Here is a 25,131-nt window from a genome sequence, read left to right as displayed (position 1 = left end):
GGCACGCCAACATGATTGAAACCGCCATCGACATAATGGATCTCGCCAGTAACGCCAGATGACAGGTCAGATACCAGATATAGACCAGATCGGCCAACTTCATGGATGTCGGGATTACGGCCAAGCGGCGCATTGTCTTCGGAATGACGATAGATATGGCGCGCGCCCGTGATTGCGGCACCTGCCAGTGTTTTCATGGGCCCAGCAGATAGGCCGTTGACGCGGATATTCTGGCCGCCAAGATCAACCGCCAGATAGCGAACCGAGCTTTCCAGCGCGGCCTTGGCAACCCCCATGACATTATAGTTCGGAGTGATACGCTGGGCACCGATATAGCTCAAGGTGACCAATGATCCGCCAGAGGGCATCATATGACGCGCGGCCCGTGCCGCTTCGGTAAAGGAAAAGGCGGATACCATCATCGTGTCGGCAAAATTCTGCCGGCTGGTATCCATATAGCGGCCTTTGAGTTCACTCTTGTCAGAAAAGGCAAGCGCATGAACGACGAAATCAATCGATGACCATGTTTTTGACAAGCTTTCAAAACATGACGCGACGGCACCTTCATGCGCCACATCACATTCAAGCAATAGATCGGAACCAATGGATTCGGCAAGTGGACGCAAGCGTTTGCCAAACCCCTCCATCTGATAGGAAAAGGCCAGTTCGGCACCTTGATTGGCAGCCGCAGCAGCAATGCCCCATGCAATCGAGCGTTCATTGGCAACACCCATGATAAGGCCGCGTTTGCCAGCCAGAAGTGATCCAGGTGCCATTGTCGCTATATCGGCTGTATCACTCATGTCAGACTTTCCGCAAAGCCAAGGTCGCGTTGGTACCACCAAAGCCGAATGAATTCGACAAAGCCAGCTTGATGTCAACATCGTCTATGCGTTTTGAAGGCACCGGAATATCACCTATGGCTGGATCGGGATTGTCGATGTTGGCCGAGGCGGCGATAAAGCCGTTCTGCATCATAATCATTGTATAGATGGCTTCTTGTACGCCAGTGGCACCTAGCGAATGCCCCGTCAGTGATTTTGTTGAAGTGACCACAGGGAGATAGCCGCGCGGGCCAAAGACCTCACGCACAGCATCAAGTTCCTTGGCATCGCCAACAGGCGTTGAGGTGCCATGCGCATTGATATAATCAACCTTGTCATCAAGCTTGTTGCCGTCAAACCCGTCAAGGGCAAGTTGCATACAACGCACCGCGCCTTCGCCTGATGGTGCGACCATGTCATGACCATCCGAATTGGCACCATAGCCAACAAGTTCAGCATAGATTTTGGCACCACGTGCAACAGCGCGATCCATGTCTTCAAGCACAATCATGCCGCCGCCGCCAGCAATGACAAAACCATCACGGTCGGCGTCATAGGCACGTGATGCTTTTTCCGGCGCCTCATTATATTTTGATGACATCGCCCCCATGGCGTCAAACAATACGGACAAAGTCCAGTGCAATTCTTCACCGCCCCCAGCAAACACAATATCCTGACTGCCGCTACGGATCGCATCGGCGCCCGACGTGATGCAATGTGCCGAGGTTGAACAAGCCGAGGTGATCGAATAGTTCAGTCCCTTGATTTTGAAAAAGGTCGCGATACAGGCCGATACGGTAGATGACATGCAACGTGGTACCATATAGGGGCCTACGCGCTTTGGGCTTTTTTCACGTGTCGTATCAAAGGCCGTCAGCATGTTGGCCGTTGAAGGCCCACCTGAACCTGCAATCAGACCCGTGCGCGGGTTTGATACATCATCTTCGCCAAGGCCAGAATCGGCAATAGCCTGTTCCATAGCCAGCACAGCATAGGCTGCGCCCTCGCCCATAAAGCGCATCTGCTTGCGGTCAATATGTTCGGTAACATCCATCTTGACGGTGCCATGAACCTGACTGCGAAAGCCAAGTTCGGTATATTCAGGCGCGGCGACGATGCCTGATGTGCCGGCACGCAAAGATTCGGTAACTTCGGCAACATTATTGCCAATCGATGATACAATGCCAATTCCGGTGATCGCGACGCGACGCATATTAGGCTCCTTCTGGTTGGAATAATCCAACTCTGATGTCATTGGCTTCAAAAACGACCTCGCCATCGCACAGCACTTTACCATCGGCGATGCCCATGACAAGACGGCGCATAATGACACGCTTCATATCAAGACGGAATGTTACCAGTTTATTGCTTGGCAAAATCTGGCCGGTGAATTTGACTTCGCCAACCGATAAAGCGCGGCCACGGCCAAGCCCACCTGACCAGCCCAAGAAAAAGCCAACAAGTTGCCATAAGGCATCCATGCCAAGACAACCCGGCATTACCGGATCGCCCTCAAAATGACAGGGAAAAAACCATAAATCAGGGTTGATGTCGAATTCGGCATCAATTTGGCCTTTGCCAAAATCACCCCCATCGGCATCAATATTTGTAATCCGATCACACATCAGCATCGGCGGCAGTGGCAATTGCGGATTGCCCGGCCCGAACATTTCGCCTTTTGCACAGCTTATAAGCTCGTCATAGGTGAATGAATTCTGATTGCTTGGTGACATGTTAACTTTCCTCTTATCAAGACTGGCCTCTTATCAATGCTGGCCTTTTATCAAAACTGATAGAAACCATCCCGTTCGCCAGTCACGCCCGATAGCATTTTCACGCCATGTAATTGGACTAAACTCCTGCAAAATATTGCAAAATTTATGTTTCAACCTAATTTCAAAGACCTAAACAAACCTAGATATACCCTTGTTATCAAGGCCTAAGAAAGCACGAAATCAGCACCAAAGCCAAGGTAATATTGACAAAATATTTAGGAGCGGTCATTTTCAGTTCAAATGGTTGAAAAAAATCCAAATCCGCTAGCGCGTCCGTTAGCTGCAAACGAACAGAAGCTAGCGGATCAACTGCGCGCGGCGGGGTTGCGCCCGACACGCCAGCGCATTGCGATCGCCGCTTTGTTGCTTGATGGTCGTCATCGGCATGTTTCACCCGAACAGCTGACTGCCGAAATTGCGAAGACCGGCATGCATGTTGCCGGAGGTACTGTTTACAACACGCTGAACCAATTTACCGATGCGGGATTATTGCGGCGGATCACCCTGCATAATGAACACAGCATTTTTGACACGAATGTTGACCATCATCATCATTTCTATGATGCCGATAATGACAAATTGACCGATATTGCGTCGGATGACGTGATATTGGCACATTTGCCAAAAGCGCCGGATGGCCATGAAATATCATCTGTTGATGTGGTTATCAGTATTACTGCCAAATAAAGATAAATACCGTAAATAAAGATTTCTAAATTAAGCCCTCACATATGAAAGCCAATGCGTTTACACCGTCAGATATGGCGTTTATTTATATTCGTTCTAAACAGGCTTGACCTTGTTGGTCTGGCCTCATATCTTTTTTGTAATCGTTCTAAAGAAATGACACGTGATGATCTGCGATCTGTATAGGAGTCTGTTTCCTTGGTTCGATTATCACTTATTATTACGCACTAAACCAACTTGATCGGAGAGACAAATGGACGGCGAAAGCAAATGCCCGGTAATGCACGCACCTCAATCAAACGCGACAGCTGGCGGTACATCTAACCGCGACTGGTGGCCAAAGGCGCTTAATCTCAGTATTTTGCATCAGCATTCAGCGGCGTCCAATCCGATGGGGTCAGATTTCAATTATGCCGATGAATTCAAAAAGCTTGATTTCACCGCGTTGAAAAAAGACCTGAATGATTTGATGACTGATTCTCAGGATTGGTGGCCAGCCGATTATGGTCATTATGGCCCGTTCTTTATCCGTATGACGTGGCACGCAGCGGGCACCTATAGAACAGGTGATGGTCGTGGTGGTGGCGGTACAGGCGCACAGCGTTTTGCCCCGCTTAATAGCTGGCCGGATAATGGCAACCTTGATAAAGCGCGCCGCCTGTTATGGCCGATCAAACAGAAATATGGCAAGCAGATCAGCTGGGCCGACCTTTTGATTCTGGCAGGTAATGTTGCCATTGAGTCAATGGGTGGCAAGACGTTTGGCTATAGTGGCGGGCGTCCAGATATTTGGGCACCAGAAGAAGATATCTATTGGGGTCTTGAAACAGACTGGCTGGCGAATAATCGCTATGCAGGTGACCGCGAACTGGCAACCCCGCTAGCGGCGGTACAGATGGGACTGATCTATGTGAACCCGGAAGGGCCTGATGGCAATCCTGATCCGCTGGCAAGTGCCCGTGATATTCGTGAAACATTTGGCCGTATGGCGATGAATGACGAAGAAACGGTAGCTTTGACCGCAGGTGGACATACGTTCGGTAAAGCGCATGGTGCTGGTGATGCTGCCCTTGTTGGGGTTGAGCCAGAAGGTGCCCCTCTCGAAGAGATGGGCTTTGGCTGGAAAAATGCGCATGGCAAAGGCAAAGGCCGTGACACGATCACCAGTGGCATTGAAGGCGCCTGGACAGCAAATCCGACACAGTGGGATAATGGCTATTTCGATCTTCTGCTTAATTATGAATGGAAGCTGGTGAAAAGTCCGGCTGGCGCACATATCTGGCATGCGATCGACCAGAAGCAAGAAGATATGGCACCGGACGCCGAGGATTCTTCGGTGCGTGTGCCAACGATGATGACAACAGCCGATATGGCGATGCGCGAAGATCCAAGCTATCGCAAAATATCTGAGCGGTTCCATAAAAACCCTGATGAGTTTGCCGATGCTTTTGCCCGTGCATGGTTCAAATTGCTGCATCGTGATATGGGTCCGCGCACCCGCTATATGGGGCCGGAAGTGCCTGAAGAAGAGCTGATCTGGCAGGACCCGGTTCCAGCTGGCAACAGTGATTATGATGTTGCCGCAGTCAAAGCACGTATCGCGGATAGCGGACTGAGCGTTCAGGAAATGGTTGAAACCGCCTGGGCAAGTGCCTCTAGCTATCGCGGGTCTGATATGCGTGGTGGTGCCAATGGTGCCCGCATTCGTCTGGCACCGCAAAAAGACTGGGAGGTTAACAAGCCAGACCAGCTTGGCCGTGTTCTGGATGTATTGTCAGGGATCGCGGCAGATACAGGCGCTTCGGTTGCAGATGTGATTGTGCTGGCAGGTAATGTCGGTATTGAGCAGGCATCTGGCGCAAAGGTTGGCTTTATGCCAGGTCGCGGGGACGCTTCGCAGGAACAAACCGATGTCGAGTCATTTTCGGTATTGGAACCTGATGCTGATGGATTCCGTAACTACCAAAAAACCGACTATGCGTTCAGTCCAGAAGAAATGTTGCTTGATAAAGCGCATCTGCTGGGGCTGACAGCACCGGAAATGACCGTGCTTGTTGGCGGGATGCGTGCTTTGGGTATCAGTGCAAACGGACATGGCGTGTTCACCGAAACACCAGGCACATTGACCAATGACTTTTTCAAGACATTGCTTGATATGGGTGTTGAATGGAAGCCAACAGGTAGCAATAGCTATGAAGCCACCGACCGTGCGACAGGCGCAAAGGTTAGAACAGCGTCACGCGTTGATCTGGTCTTTGGGTCTAATTCCCAGCTTCGTGCGCTTGCCGAGGTCTATGCATCGGATGATGCCGATAACAGTTTTGTAGCTGACTTTATCGCGACCTGGGAAAAGGTGATGAATAACGACCGTTTTGATCTGGCCTAGATAGCCGGATGTAACATTATATTATGGACGGCCTAGTCGATGACTTCGCCGTCCATTATGCCCCAGATTGTTTCGCGGGGCACCCAGCCGTTAATGTCGCCATGCGCAACACGGCACCATTGTTTCGGACATGTTTCAAGATTGAGAAGCGCACCGCGTTCGGCAACAGCGATGACGCGTGCCTCTTGGTTGTCCTGTGCGCGTATTTTGATAACGCCCTTGGTGACAAAAGCTTTGCGTTTGAGCGATAACAGTGATCCCCGCATCCATCCGGATGTGCCGTCATGATCGACAACTTTGCGCCAAACACCAAATTCGGCATCGACAAGTACAGGCAGGCCAATGCGCCGATATTGCCATAATACGGGATATTCACTGCCAGGCCCGGCGCGTAAATTGACTTTGCCAAATTTCAACGTCACGAAACGGGGCACAGGCAGGCCGCTGCCGCGTACCGTAAGTTTGGCGTCTTGTGCAGTGGCTGAAGTTACAGGCGTAGTCAGCCCGAGTATGCCAGTCAGCATGAGAACACAAAGTATGGGGAGGTGAACAAGAAGTTTTGTCATGTACCAATAGTTCTGGTAGTTTAGGTTGATATATGATGCCAATAGCACAAAGATTGGGCTACGGCGTCTAAATAATATTAGACCAGTTTATTTATGTTACCAACCACGCGATTACCAGCGCTGTGCCAGAGGGTTTAAAATGAGTCAAAAGAAACCAAAAGTTGTTTTGACCCGCAAGTTACCTGATTCGATTGAAACCCGTATGCGGGAATTATTCGACACGACGTTAAATGAAATCGATGTCGCGCTGAGTCATGATGCGCTGATTGAAGCGGTAAAAACCGCCGATGTGCTGGTGCCAACAGTTACGGATAAAATTGATGCTGATCTGATTGCCTATGCAGGCGAACAGCTCCGTCTGATCGCATCCTTTGGCACTGGCGTTGACCATATCGATCTGGCGGCAGCAAAGTCACGAGGCATAACGGTTACGAATACGCCAGGTGTGTTGACCGAAGATACGGCCGATATGGTGATGGCATTGATTTTAGCAGTGCCGCGCCGGATTGCCGAAGGCGATGCGCTGGCACGATCTGGTAAATGGCATGGCTGGTCTCCAACGGGTATGCTTGGACACCGGATTAATGGCAAACGGCTTGGTATTATTGGCATGGGCCGGATTGGTGAAGCGGTAGCGCGGCGCGCCCGTGGGTTTGGCCTGTCTATCCATTACCATAATCGCAAGGCCGTGCATCCCGAAACCGAAGCCGAATTAGAAGCAACATATTGGGAATCGCTGGATCAGATGCTGTCGCGGGTCGATATTGTTTCGGTCAATTGCCCGCATACGCCAGCAACGCATATGTTGTTATCGCGGGAACGTCTGAGCCGGATGCAACCATCGGCCTATCTTGTCAACGCGTCGCGTGGGGAAGTGGTCGATGAACAAGCGCTGGCCGAATTGCTGGATGCGCGCCATATTGCAGGTGCCGGACTTGATGTGTATGCCGATGAACCGCATATCCCCGACACCTTGCGCGCGCTAAAAAATGTTGTGCTTTTGCCGCATATCGGATCAGCGACAATCGAAGGACGCCTTGAAATGGGCGATAAGGTTATCATCAATGTGCAGACATTCTGGGATGGGCATTCACCGCCAGATCGTGTGATTGAGGCGATGCTCTAGATCATTGGTTTTTAGTGTGATCATCTTTTCAATCTGCGCTACGCTTGATTGGATGATGCTTGATTCTTTTATTATGCCGCGATCATCTTTCGATTTTCGTTTCACTTCAATCGGATGATGCTTATATTATGCCGCGATCATCTTTCGATTTTCGTTTCACTTCAATCGGATGATGCTTGTCCACAACAGGGGCAGTCCGGGTTTTTGGATGTCGCGATTTCCATCGTCCGCATGTCACGGCCATCAAATAAAACCAGCTTTCCTGTCAGATTTGTGCCAAGCTCAAGGCATAATTTAATCGTTTCGAGCGCTTGCATCGCACCAATGACGCCAGTAACCGGCCCCAGAATGCCTACCTGTGAACATCGGGGTGCTTGCTTTGCATCAGGCATCGCCGGAAATACACAACAAAAGCACGGCGTGTCGGTATGGCCTGCGATACTGCTTTGGAACACCGATAGCTGACCTTCAAGCTGTATCGCTCCACCAAACACCAATGGCCGTTTCAAATGATGACAGCTTGTACCAGCAAGCTGGCGTGTTTCGGGATTATCCGAACAATCGACAATAATGTCATGCGCGCGGATCAATGTTTCGGCATTATCCGAGGTGAGACGCGCATCAAGATATGTTGCTGTGATGGCAGGGTTGAGCCTAGTGACGGCAGTGGCGGCCTGACGGGATTTGCTGGCACCGATGTCGGGCATCGTATAAATGATTTGCCGGTTAAGATCGGTCAAGGCGACATTATCATCATCAAGAATGGTGATATTACCAACGCCAGCGGCGGCAAGATATAGAATGACAGGTGCGCCTAGTCCGCCAGCACCAATGACCAACACCTTTGCCGCGGCCAGCTTGTGTTGTCCCTGTTCATCAATGTCCGGCATAATGACCTGGCGCGCATAGCGTTCCAGATCGGCGTCATTCAGCATAATCATGTCCCTGTTTTATGTTTGTGTATGATGTTTATGTATCATGTTCCTGTCGAGCCAAAGCCATCTGCGCCGCGCGACGTGGTATCAAGGCTGTCAACTTCGCGGAGTTGGCTTTGTATGACCGGCGCGATCACCATCTGCGCGATCCGCATCCCGCGTTCAATGATAAAAGCATCCGATCCCAGATTTATCAAAATGATTTTGATTTCCCCGCGATAGTCACTGTCGATTGTGCCAGGCGCATTGGCGACCGTAACCCCATGTTTGGCGGCAAGTCCGGAGCGCGGGCGAATTTGCGCTTCATGCAAGGCTGGAAGCTTGATGGCAAAGCCCGTTGGCACAAGCACCCGATCACCGGATTCAAGCCGGATAGGAGTGTCATTCGCCGCGCATAGATCAAGACCAGCTGCGCCATCGCTGGCATAGGCAGGAAGCGGTATATCCTTGGCATGCGGCAGACGGCATATATCAAGAGACAGGCTAGACATTGGCAGGTTCCTTATCCGCAACTGTTTCATTCAGTGTCATAATCATAGCTGCAACAAGTTTATCGGCAATCTCGGTCTTGCGCATTTTTGGCCATGCTTCACTGGTGCCATCACGCACCAGCATAATCGTGTTTTTGTCATGCCCGAAAACAAGATTGTCGGATGTGTTCGTACCAGATGATACGGCCACCAGATTGCCGATAATCCAGTCACAATTTTTGGCGATGCGCTTTTGCTGGGCGTTGGCTTCGAGATTTTCGGTTTCGGCGGCAAAGCCAACAAGTAAGGTTGGCCGCTGTTCATGGGTACCCAATGCGGCCAGAATATCGGGATTTTTGACCAGATTAAGCGTCATGCTATCAGCAGCCTGTTTTTTGATTTTATGATTTTTTGGCGCTTGGGCACGCCAGTCAGCTACGGCGGCAGCACAAACGGCAATATCGGCAGGTAAAGCGGCCATACAGGCATCATGCATTTCTTGGGCGGTTTCAACGCTGACCAGCTTTACCCCAGTGGGCGGATCGATGGTGACAGGTCCATTGACCAAGGTGACAGTTGCCCCGTGGCTGGCAAGTGCGGCGGCAATCGCATGGCCTTGCTTGCCAGAGGAATGATTGGCGATAAAGCGCACCGAATCGATTGGCTCGATTGTAGGCCCCGAGGTCACAAGGGCATGTTTGCCCGATAGAGCGAGTGATGATCTGTCTGGTTCCAGTCGCGCCCGCACATGCGCGACAATATCCTGTGGTGATGTTAGTCGCCCTTCGCCGTCTTCGCCGCACGCTGTATCGCCGCTATCAGGACCAATAATATGCACGCCTCGGCTTTGCAGGCGCGCCAGATTATCCTGCGTTGCTGGATGTGACCACATCGCTGGATTCATCGCTGGTGCCATCATGACAGGTGCTGTTGTTGCCAGCAGAATGGTCGATGCCAGATCATCAGCAATGCCGTTGGCAGCTCGTGCCATGAGATTGGCGGTGGCAGGCACGACAAGCACAAGATCGGTTTCGCGGGCAAGGCGAATATGTCCCATTTCAGCTTCGTCGGTGAGCGAAAATAGGTCGGTATAGACCTTTTCGCCTGACAAAGCAGACAGGCTGAGCGGGGTGATAAATTGCTGAGCCGATTTGGTCATGATGCCGGTGATATGAAAGCCATGATCCTGCAGGCGGCGGGTCAGTTCGAGCGCTTTATAGGCAGCGATTCCGCCGCCGATAATCAGCGCAATCCGTTTACCATGCGTGGGGTGGATTATTCTGGGGGGGGTTAGCGTCGTGCTGCTGGTGCTGTTGGCATTTGGGTTGTGAAGTTGGTTGTGATGGGGGGTATCCTGTAACGCTGTATCGATGATGCTTTGAACACGCCTTGGGAAACAGCCACGGGTGATATAATTGCTGATCGCACTTGGACCAACGCCAAGCAATGACTGCAACGCATGTCGCCCGCCTAGCTGATCTATGACTTTTTGAACATCCATGGTTTTTTCACAAAATTAACATTATTCACAGCTATATCACATGTTTGTGAATTTGTGAAGAAATATGAAATGAGACTGTTTTTTGTGAAATATGTGAAATGTGCTATTAATGCCATACAGCGCCGATGGCCAAAGCCAGCGCAAGCAATGCCACGATACCTGGCCAGCGTGGGGCTTTGACTATTGGCGGCTGATTCTGGCGTTGTTCAAGATCCTGTATGATTCTGGGGAGGCGTGAGGCGACCAGCATGGCGTCTTCGAGGAATTGTTCGGCGCGTTTGGCAAGGCCAGCCTGTCCCTGCATCCAGTTGGCAGCAAGGGGTCGTGACAAAGCCCACATATCGGCATTCGGATTGAGTTGGCGCGCGACGCCTTCGGCCATCATCATGGTTTTTTGCAACAGGTTGAATTGCGGCTGGATCGCAATGTCAAAGCGCGTCGATAATTGTAATATCTGCCCCAGAACGGTGCCCAAGGATACGTCGCCTAGCGCCTTGCCCATAATCGGATCGGCGACAGCGCGGATCGATTGCGAAAAATGATGAAGTGATATGGAATCATCAAGCATGCCTGCATCAAAATGCAATTTGGCAACAAGATCGTAATCCCGATCAAGCATGGCATTTAACAAACGTGCCAGAAACATACGGTCGCTGAAACCAAGATGCCCCATGATGCCAAAATCAATCGGCACCAGCCGTCCATCAGCCCCGACAAAGATATTGCCAGGGTGCATGTCGGCGTGGAAATAGCCATCACGGAATACCTGATTGAAAAAACTGGTCGCGGCATATTCGGTCAGTTTGGTGATGTCATGTCCGGCAGCTTCAAGCACGGGGATGTTATCGATGCGGATACCGTCAATCCATTCAATAATCAGCATGCGCGCGGTCGAACGTTCAAGATCAACCCATGGCACATAAATGCCGTCATCATCAGCCAGATTATCAGCCAAGCGTCCGGCCGCGGCAGCTTCAAGGCGCAGATCAAGTTCCATATCCGAAAGCTGAACAAATTGTTCGACGGCGGTAACCAGCTTTAGGCGTTCAAGGCCAGGTGCCAGCCATTGCAGAATCAAAGCCAGCGAGAAAAACAATGAGGTGTCAGCGCGCATCTGCCGTTCGATATCAGGGCGAAGCAATTTGACAGCCACCGCACGGCCATCGCGCAAAACAGCTTTATGCACCTGAGCAATCGAGGCGGCAGCGACAGCTTCCTTGTCAAAGCTGGTGAAAATATCATCAAGCGACTGGCCCGTTTCGCGTTCAATTGACTGTTGCGCAAGGCGACCCGAAAAAGGCGGCAATCGATCCTGAAGCAAGCTGAGGGCATAGGTCATTTCAGGCCCCATCAGATCGGCGCGGGTAGAAAGAGCCTGTCCAAATTTGATAAAGCCTGGCCCTAGCCTAGTTAAGGCTTCGGCAAGGGCAGTTCCAGCGTCACGCGTTGCATTTTGCGAGCGCACCACCCGGTCAAGCACGGTGCAAATACGCCTTAGCCAGCCTGGCAATAGGGTTATGCGGGCGATATGACCCAATACCCCTGCCCGACCAAGATGCCAGCCAATATGGGGAAGCCGGAATAGCGCGCGTAGCATCGACAGAAACCCTATCTGCATCAATCCATCTTCCAGCCAGAATGAATACAGGCGATATTACCTGTCATGCTTCGTATCCGTATCTGGGCAAACCCAGCATCGGCAAACATATCGGCAAGAACTTCCTTGGGGGGAAACTGTCTTATTGATTCGACAAGATAGCGATAGCTATCGGCGTCACCTGCTACCATCTGCCCCATAGTGGGCAAAATAGAAAATGACCACGCGTCGTAAAGCCGTTGCAAGACAGCGTTATCAACCTGTGAAAATTCAAGACACAGAAAACGACCGCCAGCTTTGAGCACGCGATGCGCTTCGGCCAATGCGGCAGGGCGGTCAGTGACATTGCGCAACCCAAAGGCAATGGTCACGAAATCAGCACTTTTATCGGCAAAAGGCAATTGTTCGGCATTGGCATTGCACCAGTTCATCTGGCTGGCCAGCGCTTGCAGATCGCGGCGCTTTTTGCCCGCCATTAACATTGATTCATTTATGTCGGTGATATGAGCAAAACCACCACCAGCACGCAAAAAGCGCTGACCAATATCGCCTGTACCGCCTGCCAGATCGATCAAGGTCTGATGCGGTTGTGGTGCCATCCAGTCGATCATCGCCGCTTTCCAGAGACGATGCACCCCCCCGCTCATCAGATCATTCATGAGATCATAGCGGTTGGCCACCGAATCAAAGACATCGCGCACCATTCCGGCCTTGTCAGCGCGGTTTACCTGACGGAAACCAAAATCAATGCTGTCAGCATCCGAATCGAGATTATGTGTGATGTGATCGGTGTCATGATCGGGATTGTGAGCGTCATCACGTGTCATGCTATGTTTTCATCCTATTCATTATGCTATCGGTTGCCGGTTGCTAGATGCTTTGGTCGGCGCGCTGTTAATATAGACATTTAGTATATATAGCATGAGGTACCAGCTTTCGAATGCAACAATTATATCAAGATTAGGAACGCGACAATATGCCTGAATTGCCCGAAGTAGAAACCGTAAGACGCGCGCTTGCCCCGGTGGTTACCGGACAACAGGTTACCGACGTGTTCGTAGGCCGCAAGGATTTGCGGTGGCCGCTTCCCGAGGCGCTGGATAGCCAGCTTCTTGGCCGTCATTTTGCCGCCCCCATGCGGCGCGGTAAATATGTGCTTATGCCAACCGATGATGGACAGATTTTGCTGATTCATCTGGGCATGTCCGGATCAATAAGAATTCATGAAGCCAAACCAGAGTTAACCCGCCATGACCATATCATGGTGACGGTTGATGCTGCTGACGGGGGACATCGCTATATCGTGCTGAATGACCCACGCCGTTTTGGGTGGGTTGATCTGTTCGCCGCAGATGATATGGCCACGCATAAATTGCTACGGGATATGGGGCCGGAACCATTGGGGAATGGTTTTTCGGCAGCGCATATGCAAACGGTATTTGCGAACCGAAAAAGCCCTGTCAAAAACGCCTTGCTAGATCAGCGTCTGATTGCGGGTATTGGCAATATATATGCCTGTGAAGCGTTGTTCAAAGCAGGTATATCGCCGCGTCGGCGCGCCGGATCGATTACCGCGGGGCGTGCCGAAAAGCTGGTGCATGCAATCGTGACGGTGCTGCGGGCGGCGATTGCCGAGGGCGGCACCAGCCTGCGCGACCATGTTCAGCCTGGTGGTGAAATTGGCTATTTTGTTCAACAACTATCGGTATATGGGCGCGCCGGATTACCCTGTGTGACCTGTGCAACGCCGATTCGCACGATTGTACAATCTGGGCGCAGCAGTTTTTATTGTTCTTCATGTCAACGCTAGGCTTATCTGGCTAGATCGCGTAAAGTGCGTCATCAAGCCAAACGGATAGCAGGTATTTATGAAACAGCGTTATATCGGAAAAAACATCGTAGCGTTTATGCTGGCATTATCGACATTGATAATGGTGGCTGTGGTGCCAGCACAGGCTGAGACACGATGGGTCAGCGACGTGCCGATCATGGAAGAGCTGGATATTGTTGTCGATCTGGGGTTCAGCTTTGATTCGCCAAATGGCCGGATTATCGGCATTTTTGCTACCAGCACTGCGGATGCGGCGAAGGTAAAGGGCTTTTATGATGAGGCGTTAGAGGCACTTGGCTGGGCTAGGCAAAATGAAAGCTGGTATCGGGGCAGTGAAATGATTAGCTTGACGCGCGCTGACACCAGTTTCGGGATCGTCTGGCGTTTGATGGTTCAGCCCCGCTAGACCATGATGCAGAATCAAGCTGTGTAAAGCAGACAGCAACAGACTGAAAAATGTGTCTGGGACAGGAGTGCCACTGGCCACACCCGCCCGCAGTCTTAATAATCAGCCAAATTTGCTTGACGTGGAGGGCAAAAGTCGCCTATAGCACTGTCCGCAACGAAATTTTTGAAATTGAGGGTCATTTTGAATGGCAAATCATAAGTCAGCGAAAAAGCGTATCCGCAGAAATGCCAACCGTGCACTCATTAATGGTGCCCGCATGAGCCGTATCCGCACATTTGTGAAAAAAGTCGAAACAGCCATCGCATCTGGTGATGCCACGGTTGCCCGTGAAGCACTTCGTGTTGCCCAGCCGGAAATCCAGCGTGGCGTTACCCGTGGTGTTGTGCATCGCAATACAGCTTCGCGCAAGATTTCGCGCTTGGCCGCCCGCGTCAAGGCGCTTGCCGCCTAGCTTGCCTAGCACCGTGGGGTGACCTGAGGTATGGCTGGTAAAGATGATGGTCGATAGCCAGTGTTAACTATAAACAGGCTGTCATCATGTCATTCAGGCGCTTTACTATCGATATAAGGCCTTACTGGTCAAGATAAAGTCCACAGCATCATGCGGTGGGCTTTTATTTTTGGAATCGACATATAGCAGGGCAGAATGAAGCGTTCGTAAGAAAGAGCCATATTTCGACGCGACCCCATAAGGGATCTAGATAGCAAAGCATAATATCCGATTCTTGCGATTCGGTGCTTGATAGTTCACAATTTTAGTCAAATGGTGACCTTGTTGAGACGAAAGTCTGTCAACAAAAATAACTGCGCAAAACACAACTTTATTTTGCCATTTCGGGGTTTGGCTGTCTTGCCATCCCGCCCTAATTTTAGCTAATGTCATCAGGCTCAGTTATGAGCATTTCAAAGACTGTTTGCTGTTACATAATACAGGTTTGGCTAGTTACAGTCTGCGGTCTGTCCACAATCAAGTGCGACCACAGCATATATGGGGGTGATACATGTCGAGTGATAATCTTAATGATCCTCCAACCCCACATGTATTTGTGCCGCACGTCACAGATCAGCACGTCACAGATGAGATTGAACCGAACCCCAATTTTGAAAATGGTGATTTTGCGCCGTTAGACTCTAGCACTAATACACAAATTGATCTTGATGCGTGCTGGGAAAAAGTATCAGCCCGTATGCGTGTAGATTTGGGTGACGCCGCATGGCGCAGCTGGATCAAGCCGCTTCGAGTTGGTGCCCTGCAAAATAACATGCTGATAATCGAAGCCGATTCCAGCCTAGCGCGGGATCGTGTAAGCAGTCAGTATGCTGATCGGTTGCGGGTTATTTCGGCAGCTGAATTTACAGGTGTCAAGCGTGTTGAAGTACGTCTTGCGGCGCGCCCTCAATCTATTGCCGAGCGTCCACCGCGGATTACTGATACAGCCAAAAGTAGCGCATTGGTAGCTGATAACACAACCGGTAAGGCGGCGGAAAAACTTGACCCGCTTGCCGGACTTGACCCGCGCTACACCTTTGCGAATTTTGTTGTTGGCAAGCCTAATGAATTGGCTTTTGCCGTGGCGCGCCGCACAGCTGAAAGCGAAAAAGTCGCCTTTAACCCCCTGTTTCTATATGGCGGTGTTGGCCTTGGTAAAACACATCTGATGCATGCTATTGCATGGCATATCCGTGAGCAGACACCATCGCGAAAAGTGATGTATCTGTCGGCGGAAAAATTCATGTATCGTTTTGTGCGCGCGCTTCGGTTCCGCGACACGATGTCTTTCAAAGAACAGTTCCGTTCGGTTGATGTGCTGATGATTGATGATGTTCAGTTCATCAGTGGCAAGGATTCGACGCAGGAAGAATTTTTCCATACCTTTAACGCATTGGTCGAAGATGGCCGTCAGGTGATTATTTCCGCGGATAAGTCGCCAACCGACCTTGAAGGCATGGAAGAACGTCTGCGGAGCCGGCTTGGCTGGGGCATGGTGGCAGATATTCATCCGGCAGATTACGAACTTCGCCTTGGTATTCTGCAAGCCAAGGCCGAACATGCGCATATCCAGATTCCGGATAAGGTGCTGGAATTTCTGGCGCATAAGATTGTCAGTAATGTGCGCGAACTGGAAGGCGCCTTGAACCGGATCATGGCACATGCCATGCTTGTTGGGCGTGAAATCACCATCGAAAGCACAGCTGACCTGTTGGCGGATCTTCTGCGTGCCAGTAGCCGCCAGATCAGTGTCGATTCAATTCAAAAGCAAGTGGCGGCGCATTATGGCATCCGCGTGTCGGAAATGTTCTCGGCACGGCGGGCGCGTAACATTGCCCGCCCGCGTCAGGTAGCCATGTATCTGACAAAAAATCTGACGTCTTTATCCTATCCGGAAATTGGCCGCCAATTTGGTGGGCGCGACCATACGACGGTGATGCATGCGGTCAAAACAATCGAGACATTGACCTTGTCAGATTCGCGTCTGGGCGAAGATGTTGATTTATTGCGGTCACTTTTGTCGAACTAACCGCGATCTGCCTGCATCCGCCGCCTATAGCCTCATTTTATCCCGGCTCATTTTATACCTAAATCGATCCTGTTTTGGTGATTTTTGGGTGTCGCGCCGAATCGCTGAAAACACAATATTTTGGTGTTAGTTTGTTATAATCATGCTATATTTGGATATGAGAGGGCGTATGAGCGATTGACGGTTTATGCGCATGTGTCCCCCGCTGATCGGGCATGGTAGCTCAAGCGCTACAGAATGAGAGAAAATAGATGAAACTGGCAATTGATCGTATGAGTCTTCTAAGGCCTTTGGGTCATGTGCAATCCGTTGTAGAGCGTCGTAATACGATACCTATTCTGGCAAATGTCGTTTTGCGCGCCGAAGATGGACAGCTGTCATTAACAGCCACCGACATGGATATGGATATTACAACCGAGGTTGGTTGTGCAGTGGCAACAGCAGGAACCACAACGATATCAGCGCATATGCTGTATGACATTGTGCGAAAGCTGCCTGATGGGTCAGAAGTTGAACTGTCGGTTGGCGATGGTCATGCGATGATCAGTGCGGGCCGTTCTAGCTTCCGGCTTCCAACCTTGCCCGTTGAAGATTTTCCAGCCATCAGTTCAAATGATCTGCCAACTAATTTTGTGCTGACAGCTGCCGATTTCCGCGATCTGGTCGATGCCACCAAATTTGCCATTTCTACCGAGGAAACGCGCTATTATTTGAATGGTATCTATCTGCATAAATCAGATGCTGGTGATCTGTGCGCCGTGGCAACAGATGGCCACCGTCTGGCAATGACCAAACAGACCCTGCCAAGCGGTGCGGCGCAAATGCCGTCAATTATTCTGCCGCGAAAAGCTGTTGGGGAATTGCGCAAACTGCTTGATGATTATGATGGCGATGTGACGATGTCGATGTCGGAAACACGGGCTGAATTCGCCTTTGGTGCGGTACGGCTGACAACAAAGCTGATTGATGGCACCTTTCCGGACTACACGCGGGTGATCCCGACGAATAATGACAAGATCATGCAGGTTGATGTGGGCGCCTTTTCGGCGGCGGTTGACCGTGTTTCGACAATCTCGTCCGAAAAATCAAAATCGGTTAAAATCGGTTTGCGGCCAGGCGTCATGACTTTGTCTGCCAGCAATACTGACGCGTCAAGCGCGACGGAAGAATTGGAAGTCAGCTATAGTGGCAATGAAATGGAAATTGGTTTTAACGCGCGCTATCTGCTGGATATTGCTGGTCAGGTCAATAGTGAGTTGGTTGAATTTGCCCTTGCTGATCAGGGGTCGCCAACGCTTGTGCGAACGCCAGGTGATGATGCCAGCCTGTTCGTGCTGATGCCAATGCGCGTGTGAGTGACGTTTGACAGCACTTTCACACCACTTCAGACAGACCGATAGTTCGGACAGTGACCGTAATAGCCATGCTATGGGTGGAAAATCCGAACAGACTGCGTCGTCACCACAATTTTGGTTGTCAGGATTGATGTTACGTAATTTTCGCAATTACGAAGCTGTACGGCTTGAATTCGGACAGGCACCTGTGGTGCTGGTGGGCGCGAATGGCGCGGGCAAAACCAATTTGATGGAAGCAATTTCTTTACTGTCGCCAGGCAAGGGTATGCGGCGTGCCAAGACAGCGCATCTGGCGCAGATTGGCGCGGCAATGCCGGATTGGTCGGTATCGGCGGCACTGGAAACCGAAGACGGGGTTATGCAGATTGGCACAGGTGTGCCAGCTGATTCACAGACTGGCCGCCGGATCATGCGGCGTGAGGGGATGACGGTTTCACAGGCCGATATTGCCACACAATTATCGGTATCATGGCTGACGCCGCAGATGGATGGGGTGTTTGTCGATTCACCCGGGACGCGCCGGCGCTTTCTTGATCGTCTGGTAATTGCTTTTGATGCCGCGCATATTGGCCGTACCAATCGTTATGAAAAATTGATGCGCGAACGGACTTTATTAATCAGTGAAGGTCGTGGTGATGCAGGCTGGTTCAACGCGCTTGAAGCCAGTCTTGCCGAAACCGCCATTGCGATCACGGCGGCACGGCGGGCACTGATTCATGATCTGAATATCGAGGCCAGACATGGCTGGCACGGGTTCCCCGGCGTGCGGCTTGAATTGCAAGGTGAAATTGAAAACTGGTTGGATGCCATGCCAGCATTGGCAGTTGAAGACCAGCATATGGCCACCGCCGCCAGCATGCGGGCAGAAGGCACAAGCACATTGTCAGGACCGCATGTCAGCGAGGTTAACGCCTATGATGTGGCAAGCAACACGCCTGCCTATCTGGCATCGACCGGACAGCAAAAGGCGTTGTTGATTGCCGTAGTGCTTGCCCATGCCCGATTACAGGAGCGCCGCCTTGGCCGGCCGCCCATTATGCTGCTTGATGATGTGGCGGCACATCTTGACGCCAAACGTCGGTCAGCCCTGTTTGAGGCATTGTTCGATCTTGGTGGGCAAAGCTGGTTCAGCGGCAGTGAGGCCAGCCTGTTCGAAGGGCTTGGCAAAGGCGCCCAGTTTATGAAAATACATGATGCAGATCATGATGTAAAAAATGAGTCTGGCGTGACAAGCAAAACGCCCAAATGCGAGTGGTTGATATGAGCGAAGACGAAAAAACAAATATCCCAAATGAAAAGGTGAATGTGCCTGAAGGGAATTATGACTCGGATTCGATCAAGGTTCTGCGTGGACTGGATGCGGTGCGCAAACGGCCAGGCATGTATATTGGAGATACCGATGACGGATCGGGGCTTCATCATATGGTCTATGAAGTTGTCGATAATGCGATTGACGAAGCGTTGGCAGGCCATTGTGACATTGTGCAAGTGATGTTGAATGCCGATGGATCAGTCAGCGTTACCGATAATGGACGCGGCATTCCAGTGGATATTCACCATGAAGAAGGCGTATCAGCCGCCGAGGTGATTATGACCCAGCTTCATGCTGGTGGAAAATTTGATAATAATTCCTATAAAGTTTCAGGTGGTTTGCACGGGGTGGGCGTGTCAGTTGTCAACGCCTTGTCCGAATGGCTCCGGCTGACCATTTTCCGCAATGGCCGCAAGCATGAGATGATGTTCAAAATGGGTGAAGCTGATGGTGCGTTGGCTGATATGGGGGATGCCGAAGGGCAGACTGGCACGCATGTTACCTTTTATCCGTCATTAGAGATTTTCTCGTCGATCGAATTTGACTTTACCACGCTGGAACATCGGTTGCGCGAATTAGCGTTTTTGAATTCGGGCGTGCGTATCAAAATGACTGATAACCGGACAAGTGAAGAAAAAGTATCCGAATTTTTCTTTGACGGTGGTCTGGAAGCCTTTGTCACGTGGTTGAATCGATCACGCACCGAAATGCATCCAACAATCACGGCGACAAGCCAGCGTGATGATATTACCGTTGAACTGGCCCTAGCATGGACAGATTCGTTCCATGAAAATACGCTGTGTTTTACCAATAATATTCCGCAACGTGACGGCGGTGCCCACCTTGCTGGTTTTCGTGGGGCCATGACACGGGTGGTTAATAATTACGCGCAATCATCGGGCATTGCCAAAAAGGAAAAGGTACAGCTGACAGGTGATGATTCACGCGAGGGGCTGACAGCGATTGTGTCGGTTAAAGTGCCTGATCCCAAATTTTCATCGCAGACCAAAGACAAGCTGGTGTCTTCGGAAGTGCGCCCTGTTGTTGAACAGGCGGTTGCCGATTGCCTAAACCAATGGTTCGAGGAACATCCATCCGAAGCGAAGAAGATTGTGTCCAAGGCCTATGAAGCCGCGGCAGCCCGGGAAGCGGCGCGCAAGGCACGCGATCTGACCCGCCGCAAAGGTGTTATGGATATTGCCAGCCTGCCAGGCAAACTGGCCGATTGTCAGGAACGCGATCCAGCGAAATCAGAAATCTACCTGGTTGAGGGTGATTCGGCGGGCGGGTCGGCAAAACAGGGTCGTGATCGGTCGAATCAGGCTATTCTGCCCCTACGTGGCAAGATTTTGAATGTCGAGCGCGCGCGCCTTGACAAGATGTTGTCATCAGCCGAGATCGGCACGCTTATCACCGCGATTGGTGCGGGCGTCGGCAATACCGAAATGCAACTTGATAAGGTGCGCTATCACAAGATTGTCATCATGACCGATGCGGATGTTGATGGTAGCCATATTCGGACGCTGTTGTTGACCTTTTTCTTCCGCCATATGCGACCTTTGATCGAGGCTGGCTATCTTTATATTGCCCAGCCGCCATTGTTTCGCGCCAAACGCGGACAATCCGAAGTTTATCTCAAAGATCAGCGCGAACTTGATATATATCTGATGACAGCCGGTTTGAAAGACACGGTGCTTATTGTCGATGGTGATGGCCAGATAGCCGGACCTGATTTAAGGGATGTAACCAATAACGCGGTTACTGCCAGTCGTCTGGTTGAACAGATAACGCGGCAAGTTGGCAACCGTGACGTGGTCGAACAGGCAGCGATAGCGGGGCTTTTGAAAAACACGACGCTTGATAATGACGAAGCGGCCGCATATCTGGCTAAGCGGCTTGAGAATGTTGCCGGCGAACTTGAAAAAGGCTGGCAAGGCACGATCGAAGATACGGTTCATGGCAAAGCCATCGTCATTCAGCGGCGGTTGCGCGGTATTACCGAAAAATATGTCATTGATCGGCGGATCATCGGTTTGCCCGAAGCGGTTCAGCTGGATGGTATGGCCCCACATCTGCAGCAGATTTATGCCAAATTTGCAACATTGACCGGCGCATCGCAAAACACGATCATCCACGGCCCAAGCGATCTGGCACAATTTGTGTTCCAGACAGGCCGAAAAGGCGCACAGATTTCGCGCTATAAGGGGCTAGGTGAGATGAATCCAAGTCAATTATGGGAAACAACACTCGATCCGGATCAGCGGACATTCCTGCAGGTGGTGATTGAACATGAAGAAGATGCCGATAACGCATTTTCAACATTGATGGGCGAAGCTGTTGAGGAACGCCGGAATTTCATCCAGACCAATGCGCTCCGTGTTGCCAATCTCGATGTTTAGGGCATAGGCATCCTGATGAAACGGGTTCTATGCGCATCCCTATTAATATTACCCATATGATGGTGACATGTGATGTGCCGCCGGATGGTGTATTGTTTCAATCTTTGTGAAAAGCGGGGTAGGGCACCATGTTGATGCAGCGTCTTTTTGCTGGCCCCGACACAAGCGTCAGAAGTCCTATTGATCCAAGGGTTGTTCTGACCATCCGCTGGCTTGCCATTACGGGCCAGCTAATGGCCTTGATATTCACCTATTTTGTGCTTGGATTTGATCTGCCGCTGATACCAGCCTTGTTTATTATTGGCTTATCGGTATTGATGAATTTGTGGCAAAACCGACAGGCCAAGGATGATAGTGGACTGGTCGAACAGAATCTGCTGGCGCTGATTTTTGACATTTTACAACTGGCCGCCTTGTTGTTTCTGACAGGTGGTCTGTTGAATCCGTTTTCGGTTTTGCTTCTGGCGCCGGTCGTGGTGTCGGCAACGATGCTTCGCCGCCGTGCAACATTGGTGCTGATCCTGACAGTTGCGGCCAGCGTTAGCGTGCTGGCTTTATATAATCACCCGTTGCCGTGGGATCAGGATAAGGTTGATTTGCCTGGCCTGTATGTTGCTGGTTTATGGATGTCGCTGGTGCTATCGACAATATTCATTGGTGGCTATGTGTGGTGGGTGGCTTCGGCAGCGCGAAGCCTGTCTGAAGCCCTGTCCCAAGCCCAACTTGCCGTTGCCGAAGAACAACAGGCGGTGGCGCTTGGTTCGCTGGCGACAGCGGCGGCGCATAAGCTTGGCTCACCTTTGAATACGATCACTGTCATTAGCCATGAGTTGAGCCGGGAAATCACCGAGGATGATCCGATATATGAGGATATACAGCTATTACGCGCCGAAGCCGAAAGATGCCGCGTGATTCTGGGATCACTGGAAGATTATAAATCACAAAGCAATCCTGATTTTGAACCCGAACTGCCGATTAATGTGTTGATTGAGGATTTGTTGCATGAACGTTTCGATGCGGGTCATGCCGACGTTATTGTTACGCATGATGCAGATACAATGGATGAGGTGCCTGTTGCCACGCGCCGCGCCGAATTTATTCAGGCGATTGAAGATATTCTGCAAAACGCGCATCAATTCGCCCGTAGCCAGATAGTCGTACATATTGAATGGTCATCGGAAGATATCCATATAAGTATCAATGATGATGGCAATGGATTCAAACCGTCAATATTAAGCCGTGCTGGCCAGCCTTGGAATAGTAGTCGTGAGGGTGAAGACGGGCATCGCGGCCTGGGCATGTTTATCGCGCAAACGCTGATTCGTTCGATTGGTGGCTCGGTTGTTTTCGGTAACGGTAAAAATGGCGGTGGTGAAGTCAGGGTTAGCCTGCCACGTTCATGTTTTATGGTGGAATGATGCTATATGCCAGTACACAGCATGGTTATATGGGTGAAATATGCCATTATAAGGTGCCAGTATAACGTGTCAGTATATGAAAGATTATGTGGGTTTAGAAGAAAAGGAAGCAGAAGGTGACTGATAAATCGTTGTTAATTCTTGATGATGATGCGCCATTGCGCAATCGGCTGAAGCGCGCAATGGAAGCGCGTGGGTTTGATGTGGTTGATGCGGGCACGGTCGCCGAAGGCATTGAACTGGTGCGCAAATCGGTACCATCCTATGCGATCCTTGATATGAAACTAGATGATGGAACAGGACTGACGCTGGTTCAGGAATTACGCAAACGTGACGACACTTGCCGTATCGTGATGCTGACTGGTTTTGGCAATATTGCAACCGCCGTAGCGGCGGTAAAAGCCGGTGCGCTGGACTATCTGCCAAAACCGGCTGATCCAGACCAGATCGTGGCAACCTTGATGCAAACGGGTGACGGCATGCCCCCGCCACCGCAGGATCCGATGAGCGCTGATCGAGTGCGCTGGGAACATATCCAGCGCGTCTATGAACAATGCGGGCGCAATGTGTCAGAAACGGCGCGCCGCCTGCGTATGCATCGACGTACTTTGCAACGTATTCTGAGCAAGCACGCACCGCGAAGCTAGGCTGTGTCGTGTTGCCATGCCGCAATGCCATTTAAGATAGATATTTTCCATACATGCTTGGCCTTGTGCGCGTAGCCTAATGCGCCTATACAAACCCAAGGCCAAAGACATATATCTGTTATTTCAGCGTTCACCGCTGGTTTCGTTAAATGGCCATTTCATAAATATATAGACTGTCGTTGATATGAAGAAAAAAGAACCTGAAATCGCAACCAAGCTGGTCCGTGGTGGCCTTGTTAGATCCGCATATCAGGAAACATCCGAAGCGCTGTATATGACATCGGGATTCGTTTATGAATCAGCCGAACAAGCGGCGGCGGCGTTTCGTGAAGAAACGGATAATTTCGTTTATGCCCGTTATGGGAATCCGACCGTTGCCATGTTTGAAGAGCGTCTTGCCATGCTTGAAGGGGCGGAAGCCTGTAAAGCAACGGGAACCGGCATGGCTGCGGTTTTTGCGGTGATGGCATGCCAGCTGGAAAGTGGAGATAGGGTGGTTGCCAGCCGTGCCCTGTTTGGTGCCTGCCACGTTATTCTGACCAAGACATTGCCAAAATGGGGCATCGAAACAGTGCTGATTGATGGCACCGACCTTGACGCATGGGAAAAAGCGTTAGAGACGCCAACAAAGATGGTCTTTTTTGAAAGCCCTTCGAATCCGTTGCTTGAACTGGTTGATATTGCGGCGGTATCGGATATGGCGCATGCCTCAGGTGCTATGGTTGTGGTTGATAATGTGTTTGCCACGGCCCTGCATCAACGCCCGCTTGAACTAGGCGCCGACATAGTTGTCTATTCGGCGACCAAGCATATTGATGGTCAGGGACGCTTGATGGGTGGGGCGGTGCTGGGCGATCAGCGCTTTATAAAGGATGTATTTACACCCTTTTACCGGCAGACAGGGGCGGCGATCAGTGCCTTTAATGCCTGGGTGATGCTGAAATCGCTTGAAACATTGTCATTACGGGTGGAAGCGCAATGTGCCAGTGCAATGCGGATTGCCACCATGCTGACAGAGCATAAGATGGTGCGCAATGTGCGCTATCCCGGGCTGGCGAACCACCCGCAATATGACCTTGCCCGCAAGCAGATGCGTGGGTTTGGAAGCATGATTGCGTTTGAAGTTGATGGCGATGAAGCCGGTGCCTATGGTGTTTTGAACGCGCTATCACTGATTGATATTTCGAATAATCTGGGCGACAGTAAATCACTGGCCTGTCATCCCTATACAACAACACATTCCAGTCTGAGTGATGAAGAGTTGGCAGAGTTGGGAATCAGCACATCGCATTTACGGCTTTCGGTCGGTCTTGAAGCTACTAATGATCTTATGAATGATATTGAACAAGCCCTTCGTGTTTTAGGATAATTATT

At 50.9% G+C, this 25,131-nt stretch carries 22 protein-coding genes; 13 read left to right on the top strand and 9 right to left on the bottom strand.

The window, feature by feature from the left end:
- The 3 genes from ABNT28_RS01490 to fabA form a co-directional block, all read right to left on the bottom strand.
- On the bottom strand, positions 1 to 803 hold an 803-nt coding region (locus ABNT28_RS01490; RefSeq protein WP_348720894.1), incomplete at its 3' end, for an SDR family oxidoreductase.
- 1 nt (position 804) lies between these two features.
- Complete coding sequence (fabB, locus tag ABNT28_RS01485) at positions 805 to 2,037, bottom strand: beta-ketoacyl-ACP synthase I (RefSeq protein WP_348720893.1); 1,233 nt, start codon at positions 2,035 to 2,037, stop codon at positions 805 to 807.
- Between the two features lies 1 nt (position 2,038).
- Complete coding sequence (gene fabA / locus ABNT28_RS01480; protein WP_332924727.1) at positions 2,039 to 2,557, bottom strand: 3-hydroxyacyl-[acyl-carrier-protein] dehydratase FabA; 519 nt, start codon at positions 2,555 to 2,557, stop codon at positions 2,039 to 2,041.
- Positions 2,558 to 2,839: 282 nt separating this feature from the next.
- Here fabA and irrA point away from each other — a divergent pair, with 282 nt between their 5' ends.
- Together irrA and katG are read left to right on the top strand one after the other, a co-directional pair.
- Positions 2,840 to 3,286: an iron response transcriptional regulator IrrA gene (gene irrA, locus ABNT28_RS01475; RefSeq protein ID WP_332924728.1), complete on the top strand. Its 447-nt coding sequence runs from the start codon at positions 2,840 to 2,842 to the stop codon at positions 3,284 to 3,286.
- 253 nt (positions 3,287 to 3,539) lie between these two features.
- Positions 3,540 to 5,672 (top strand): catalase/peroxidase HPI, encoded by a 2,133-nt coding sequence (gene katG / locus ABNT28_RS01470; protein ID WP_332924729.1) that lies wholly within the window; start codon positions 3,540 to 3,542, stop codon positions 5,670 to 5,672.
- A gap of 32 nt (positions 5,673 to 5,704) precedes the next feature.
- Here the strand turns inward: katG and ABNT28_RS01465 are convergent, their stop codons facing one another.
- The gene (locus tag ABNT28_RS01465; RefSeq protein ID WP_332924730.1) at positions 5,705 to 6,238 is read right to left on the bottom strand and encodes an SH3 domain-containing protein; all 534 of its coding nucleotides are present in this window, start codon (positions 6,236 to 6,238) and stop codon (positions 5,705 to 5,707) included.
- A 139-nt stretch (positions 6,239 to 6,377) separates the two neighbouring features.
- On the opposite strand from ABNT28_RS01465, the gene ABNT28_RS01460 reads away from it, so the two are divergent.
- On the top strand, positions 6,378 to 7,364 hold the full coding sequence (locus ABNT28_RS01460) for a D-glycerate dehydrogenase (RefSeq protein ID WP_332924731.1): 987 nt from the start codon (positions 6,378 to 6,380) through the stop codon (positions 7,362 to 7,364).
- A gap of 161 nt (positions 7,365 to 7,525) precedes the next feature.
- Here ABNT28_RS01460 and ABNT28_RS01455 read toward each other — a convergent pair whose 3' ends face one another.
- The 5 genes from ABNT28_RS01455 to ABNT28_RS01435 all read right to left on the bottom strand — a co-directional run bounded on the left by ABNT28_RS01455 (position 7,526) and on the right by ABNT28_RS01435 (position 12,694).
- Positions 7,526 to 8,299: a HesA/MoeB/ThiF family protein gene (locus ABNT28_RS01455; protein WP_348720890.1), complete on the bottom strand. Its 774-nt coding sequence runs from the start codon at positions 8,297 to 8,299 to the stop codon at positions 7,526 to 7,528.
- Between the two features lie 41 nt (positions 8,300 to 8,340).
- Positions 8,341 to 8,790 (bottom strand): dUTP diphosphatase, encoded by a 450-nt coding sequence (gene dut, locus ABNT28_RS01450; RefSeq protein ID WP_332923246.1) that lies wholly within the window; start codon positions 8,788 to 8,790, stop codon positions 8,341 to 8,343.
- Positions 8,783 to 10,270, bottom strand: coding sequence for a bifunctional phosphopantothenoylcysteine decarboxylase/phosphopantothenate--cysteine ligase CoaBC (coaBC, locus tag ABNT28_RS01445; protein ID WP_348720888.1), 1,488 nt, complete (start codon positions 10,268 to 10,270; stop codon positions 8,783 to 8,785). Before coaBC ends, dut begins: the two co-directional genes overlap by 8 nt.
- Positions 10,271 to 10,376: 106 nt before the next feature.
- Entirely contained in the window at positions 10,377 to 11,888 is a 1,512-nt protein-coding gene (ubiB, locus tag ABNT28_RS01440) for a 2-polyprenylphenol 6-hydroxylase (protein WP_348720886.1), read from the bottom strand.
- Entirely contained in the window at positions 11,888 to 12,694 is an 807-nt protein-coding gene (locus ABNT28_RS01435) for a class I SAM-dependent methyltransferase (protein ID WP_332923147.1), read from the bottom strand. The genes ubiB and ABNT28_RS01435 overlap by 1 nt, the downstream gene beginning before the upstream one ends.
- Before the next feature lie 149 nt (positions 12,695 to 12,843).
- On the opposite strand from ABNT28_RS01435, the gene mutM reads away from it, so the two are divergent.
- The 10 genes from mutM (at position 12,844) to metZ (ending at position 25,126) form a co-directional block, all read left to right on the top strand.
- A complete protein-coding gene (gene mutM / locus ABNT28_RS01430; protein WP_348720885.1) occupies positions 12,844 to 13,677 on the top strand; it encodes a bifunctional DNA-formamidopyrimidine glycosylase/DNA-(apurinic or apyrimidinic site) lyase in 834 nt (277 codons plus the stop codon).
- A 58-nt stretch (positions 13,678 to 13,735) separates the two neighbouring features.
- On the top strand, positions 13,736 to 14,104 hold the full coding sequence (locus ABNT28_RS01425) for a hypothetical protein (protein ID WP_332923145.1): 369 nt from the start codon (positions 13,736 to 13,738) through the stop codon (positions 14,102 to 14,104).
- Between the two features lie 187 nt (positions 14,105 to 14,291).
- Positions 14,292 to 14,558 (top strand): 30S ribosomal protein S20, encoded by a 267-nt coding sequence (rpsT, locus tag ABNT28_RS01420; protein WP_332923144.1) that lies wholly within the window; start codon positions 14,292 to 14,294, stop codon positions 14,556 to 14,558.
- 550 nt (positions 14,559 to 15,108) lie between these two features.
- Positions 15,109 to 16,626, top strand: a complete 1,518-nt coding sequence (gene dnaA / locus ABNT28_RS01415) for a chromosomal replication initiator protein DnaA (RefSeq protein WP_348720884.1) — start codon at positions 15,109 to 15,111, stop codon at positions 16,624 to 16,626.
- Between the two features lie 251 nt (positions 16,627 to 16,877).
- Entirely contained in the window at positions 16,878 to 17,981 is a 1,104-nt protein-coding gene (dnaN, locus tag ABNT28_RS01410) for a DNA polymerase III subunit beta (protein WP_332924695.1), read from the top strand.
- Positions 17,982 to 17,988: 7 nt separating this feature from the next.
- The gene (gene recF / locus ABNT28_RS01405; RefSeq protein WP_332924696.1) at positions 17,989 to 19,245 is read left to right on the top strand and encodes a DNA replication/repair protein RecF; all 1,257 of its coding nucleotides are present in this window, start codon (positions 17,989 to 17,991) and stop codon (positions 19,243 to 19,245) included.
- Positions 19,242 to 21,692, top strand: a complete 2,451-nt coding sequence (gyrB, locus tag ABNT28_RS01400) for a DNA topoisomerase (ATP-hydrolyzing) subunit B (protein ID WP_332924697.1) — start codon at positions 19,242 to 19,244, stop codon at positions 21,690 to 21,692. Before recF ends, gyrB begins: the two co-directional genes overlap by 4 nt.
- Before the next feature lie 134 nt (positions 21,693 to 21,826).
- Entirely contained in the window at positions 21,827 to 23,110 is a 1,284-nt protein-coding gene (locus ABNT28_RS01395) for an ActS/PrrB/RegB family redox-sensitive histidine kinase (protein ID WP_332924698.1), read from the top strand.
- A 116-nt stretch (positions 23,111 to 23,226) separates the two neighbouring features.
- A complete protein-coding gene (locus tag ABNT28_RS01390; RefSeq protein ID WP_348720883.1) occupies positions 23,227 to 23,757 on the top strand; it encodes an ActR/PrrA/RegA family redox response regulator transcription factor in 531 nt (176 codons plus the stop codon).
- A gap of 184 nt (positions 23,758 to 23,941) precedes the next feature.
- Positions 23,942 to 25,126 (top strand): O-succinylhomoserine sulfhydrylase, encoded by a 1,185-nt coding sequence (gene metZ / locus ABNT28_RS01385; RefSeq protein WP_332924851.1) that lies wholly within the window; start codon positions 23,942 to 23,944, stop codon positions 25,124 to 25,126.
- The last annotated feature ends 5 nt before the right edge of the window (positions 25,127 to 25,131 follow it).

Origin of the sequence: uncultured Candidatus Puniceispirillum sp. (genome assembly GCF_963979125.1) — a bacterium.
In the GTDB taxonomy this organism is placed as follows: domain Bacteria; phylum Pseudomonadota; class Alphaproteobacteria; order Puniceispirillales; family Puniceispirillaceae; genus Puniceispirillum.
This window is presented reverse-complemented; position numbering and strand designations above follow the sequence as displayed.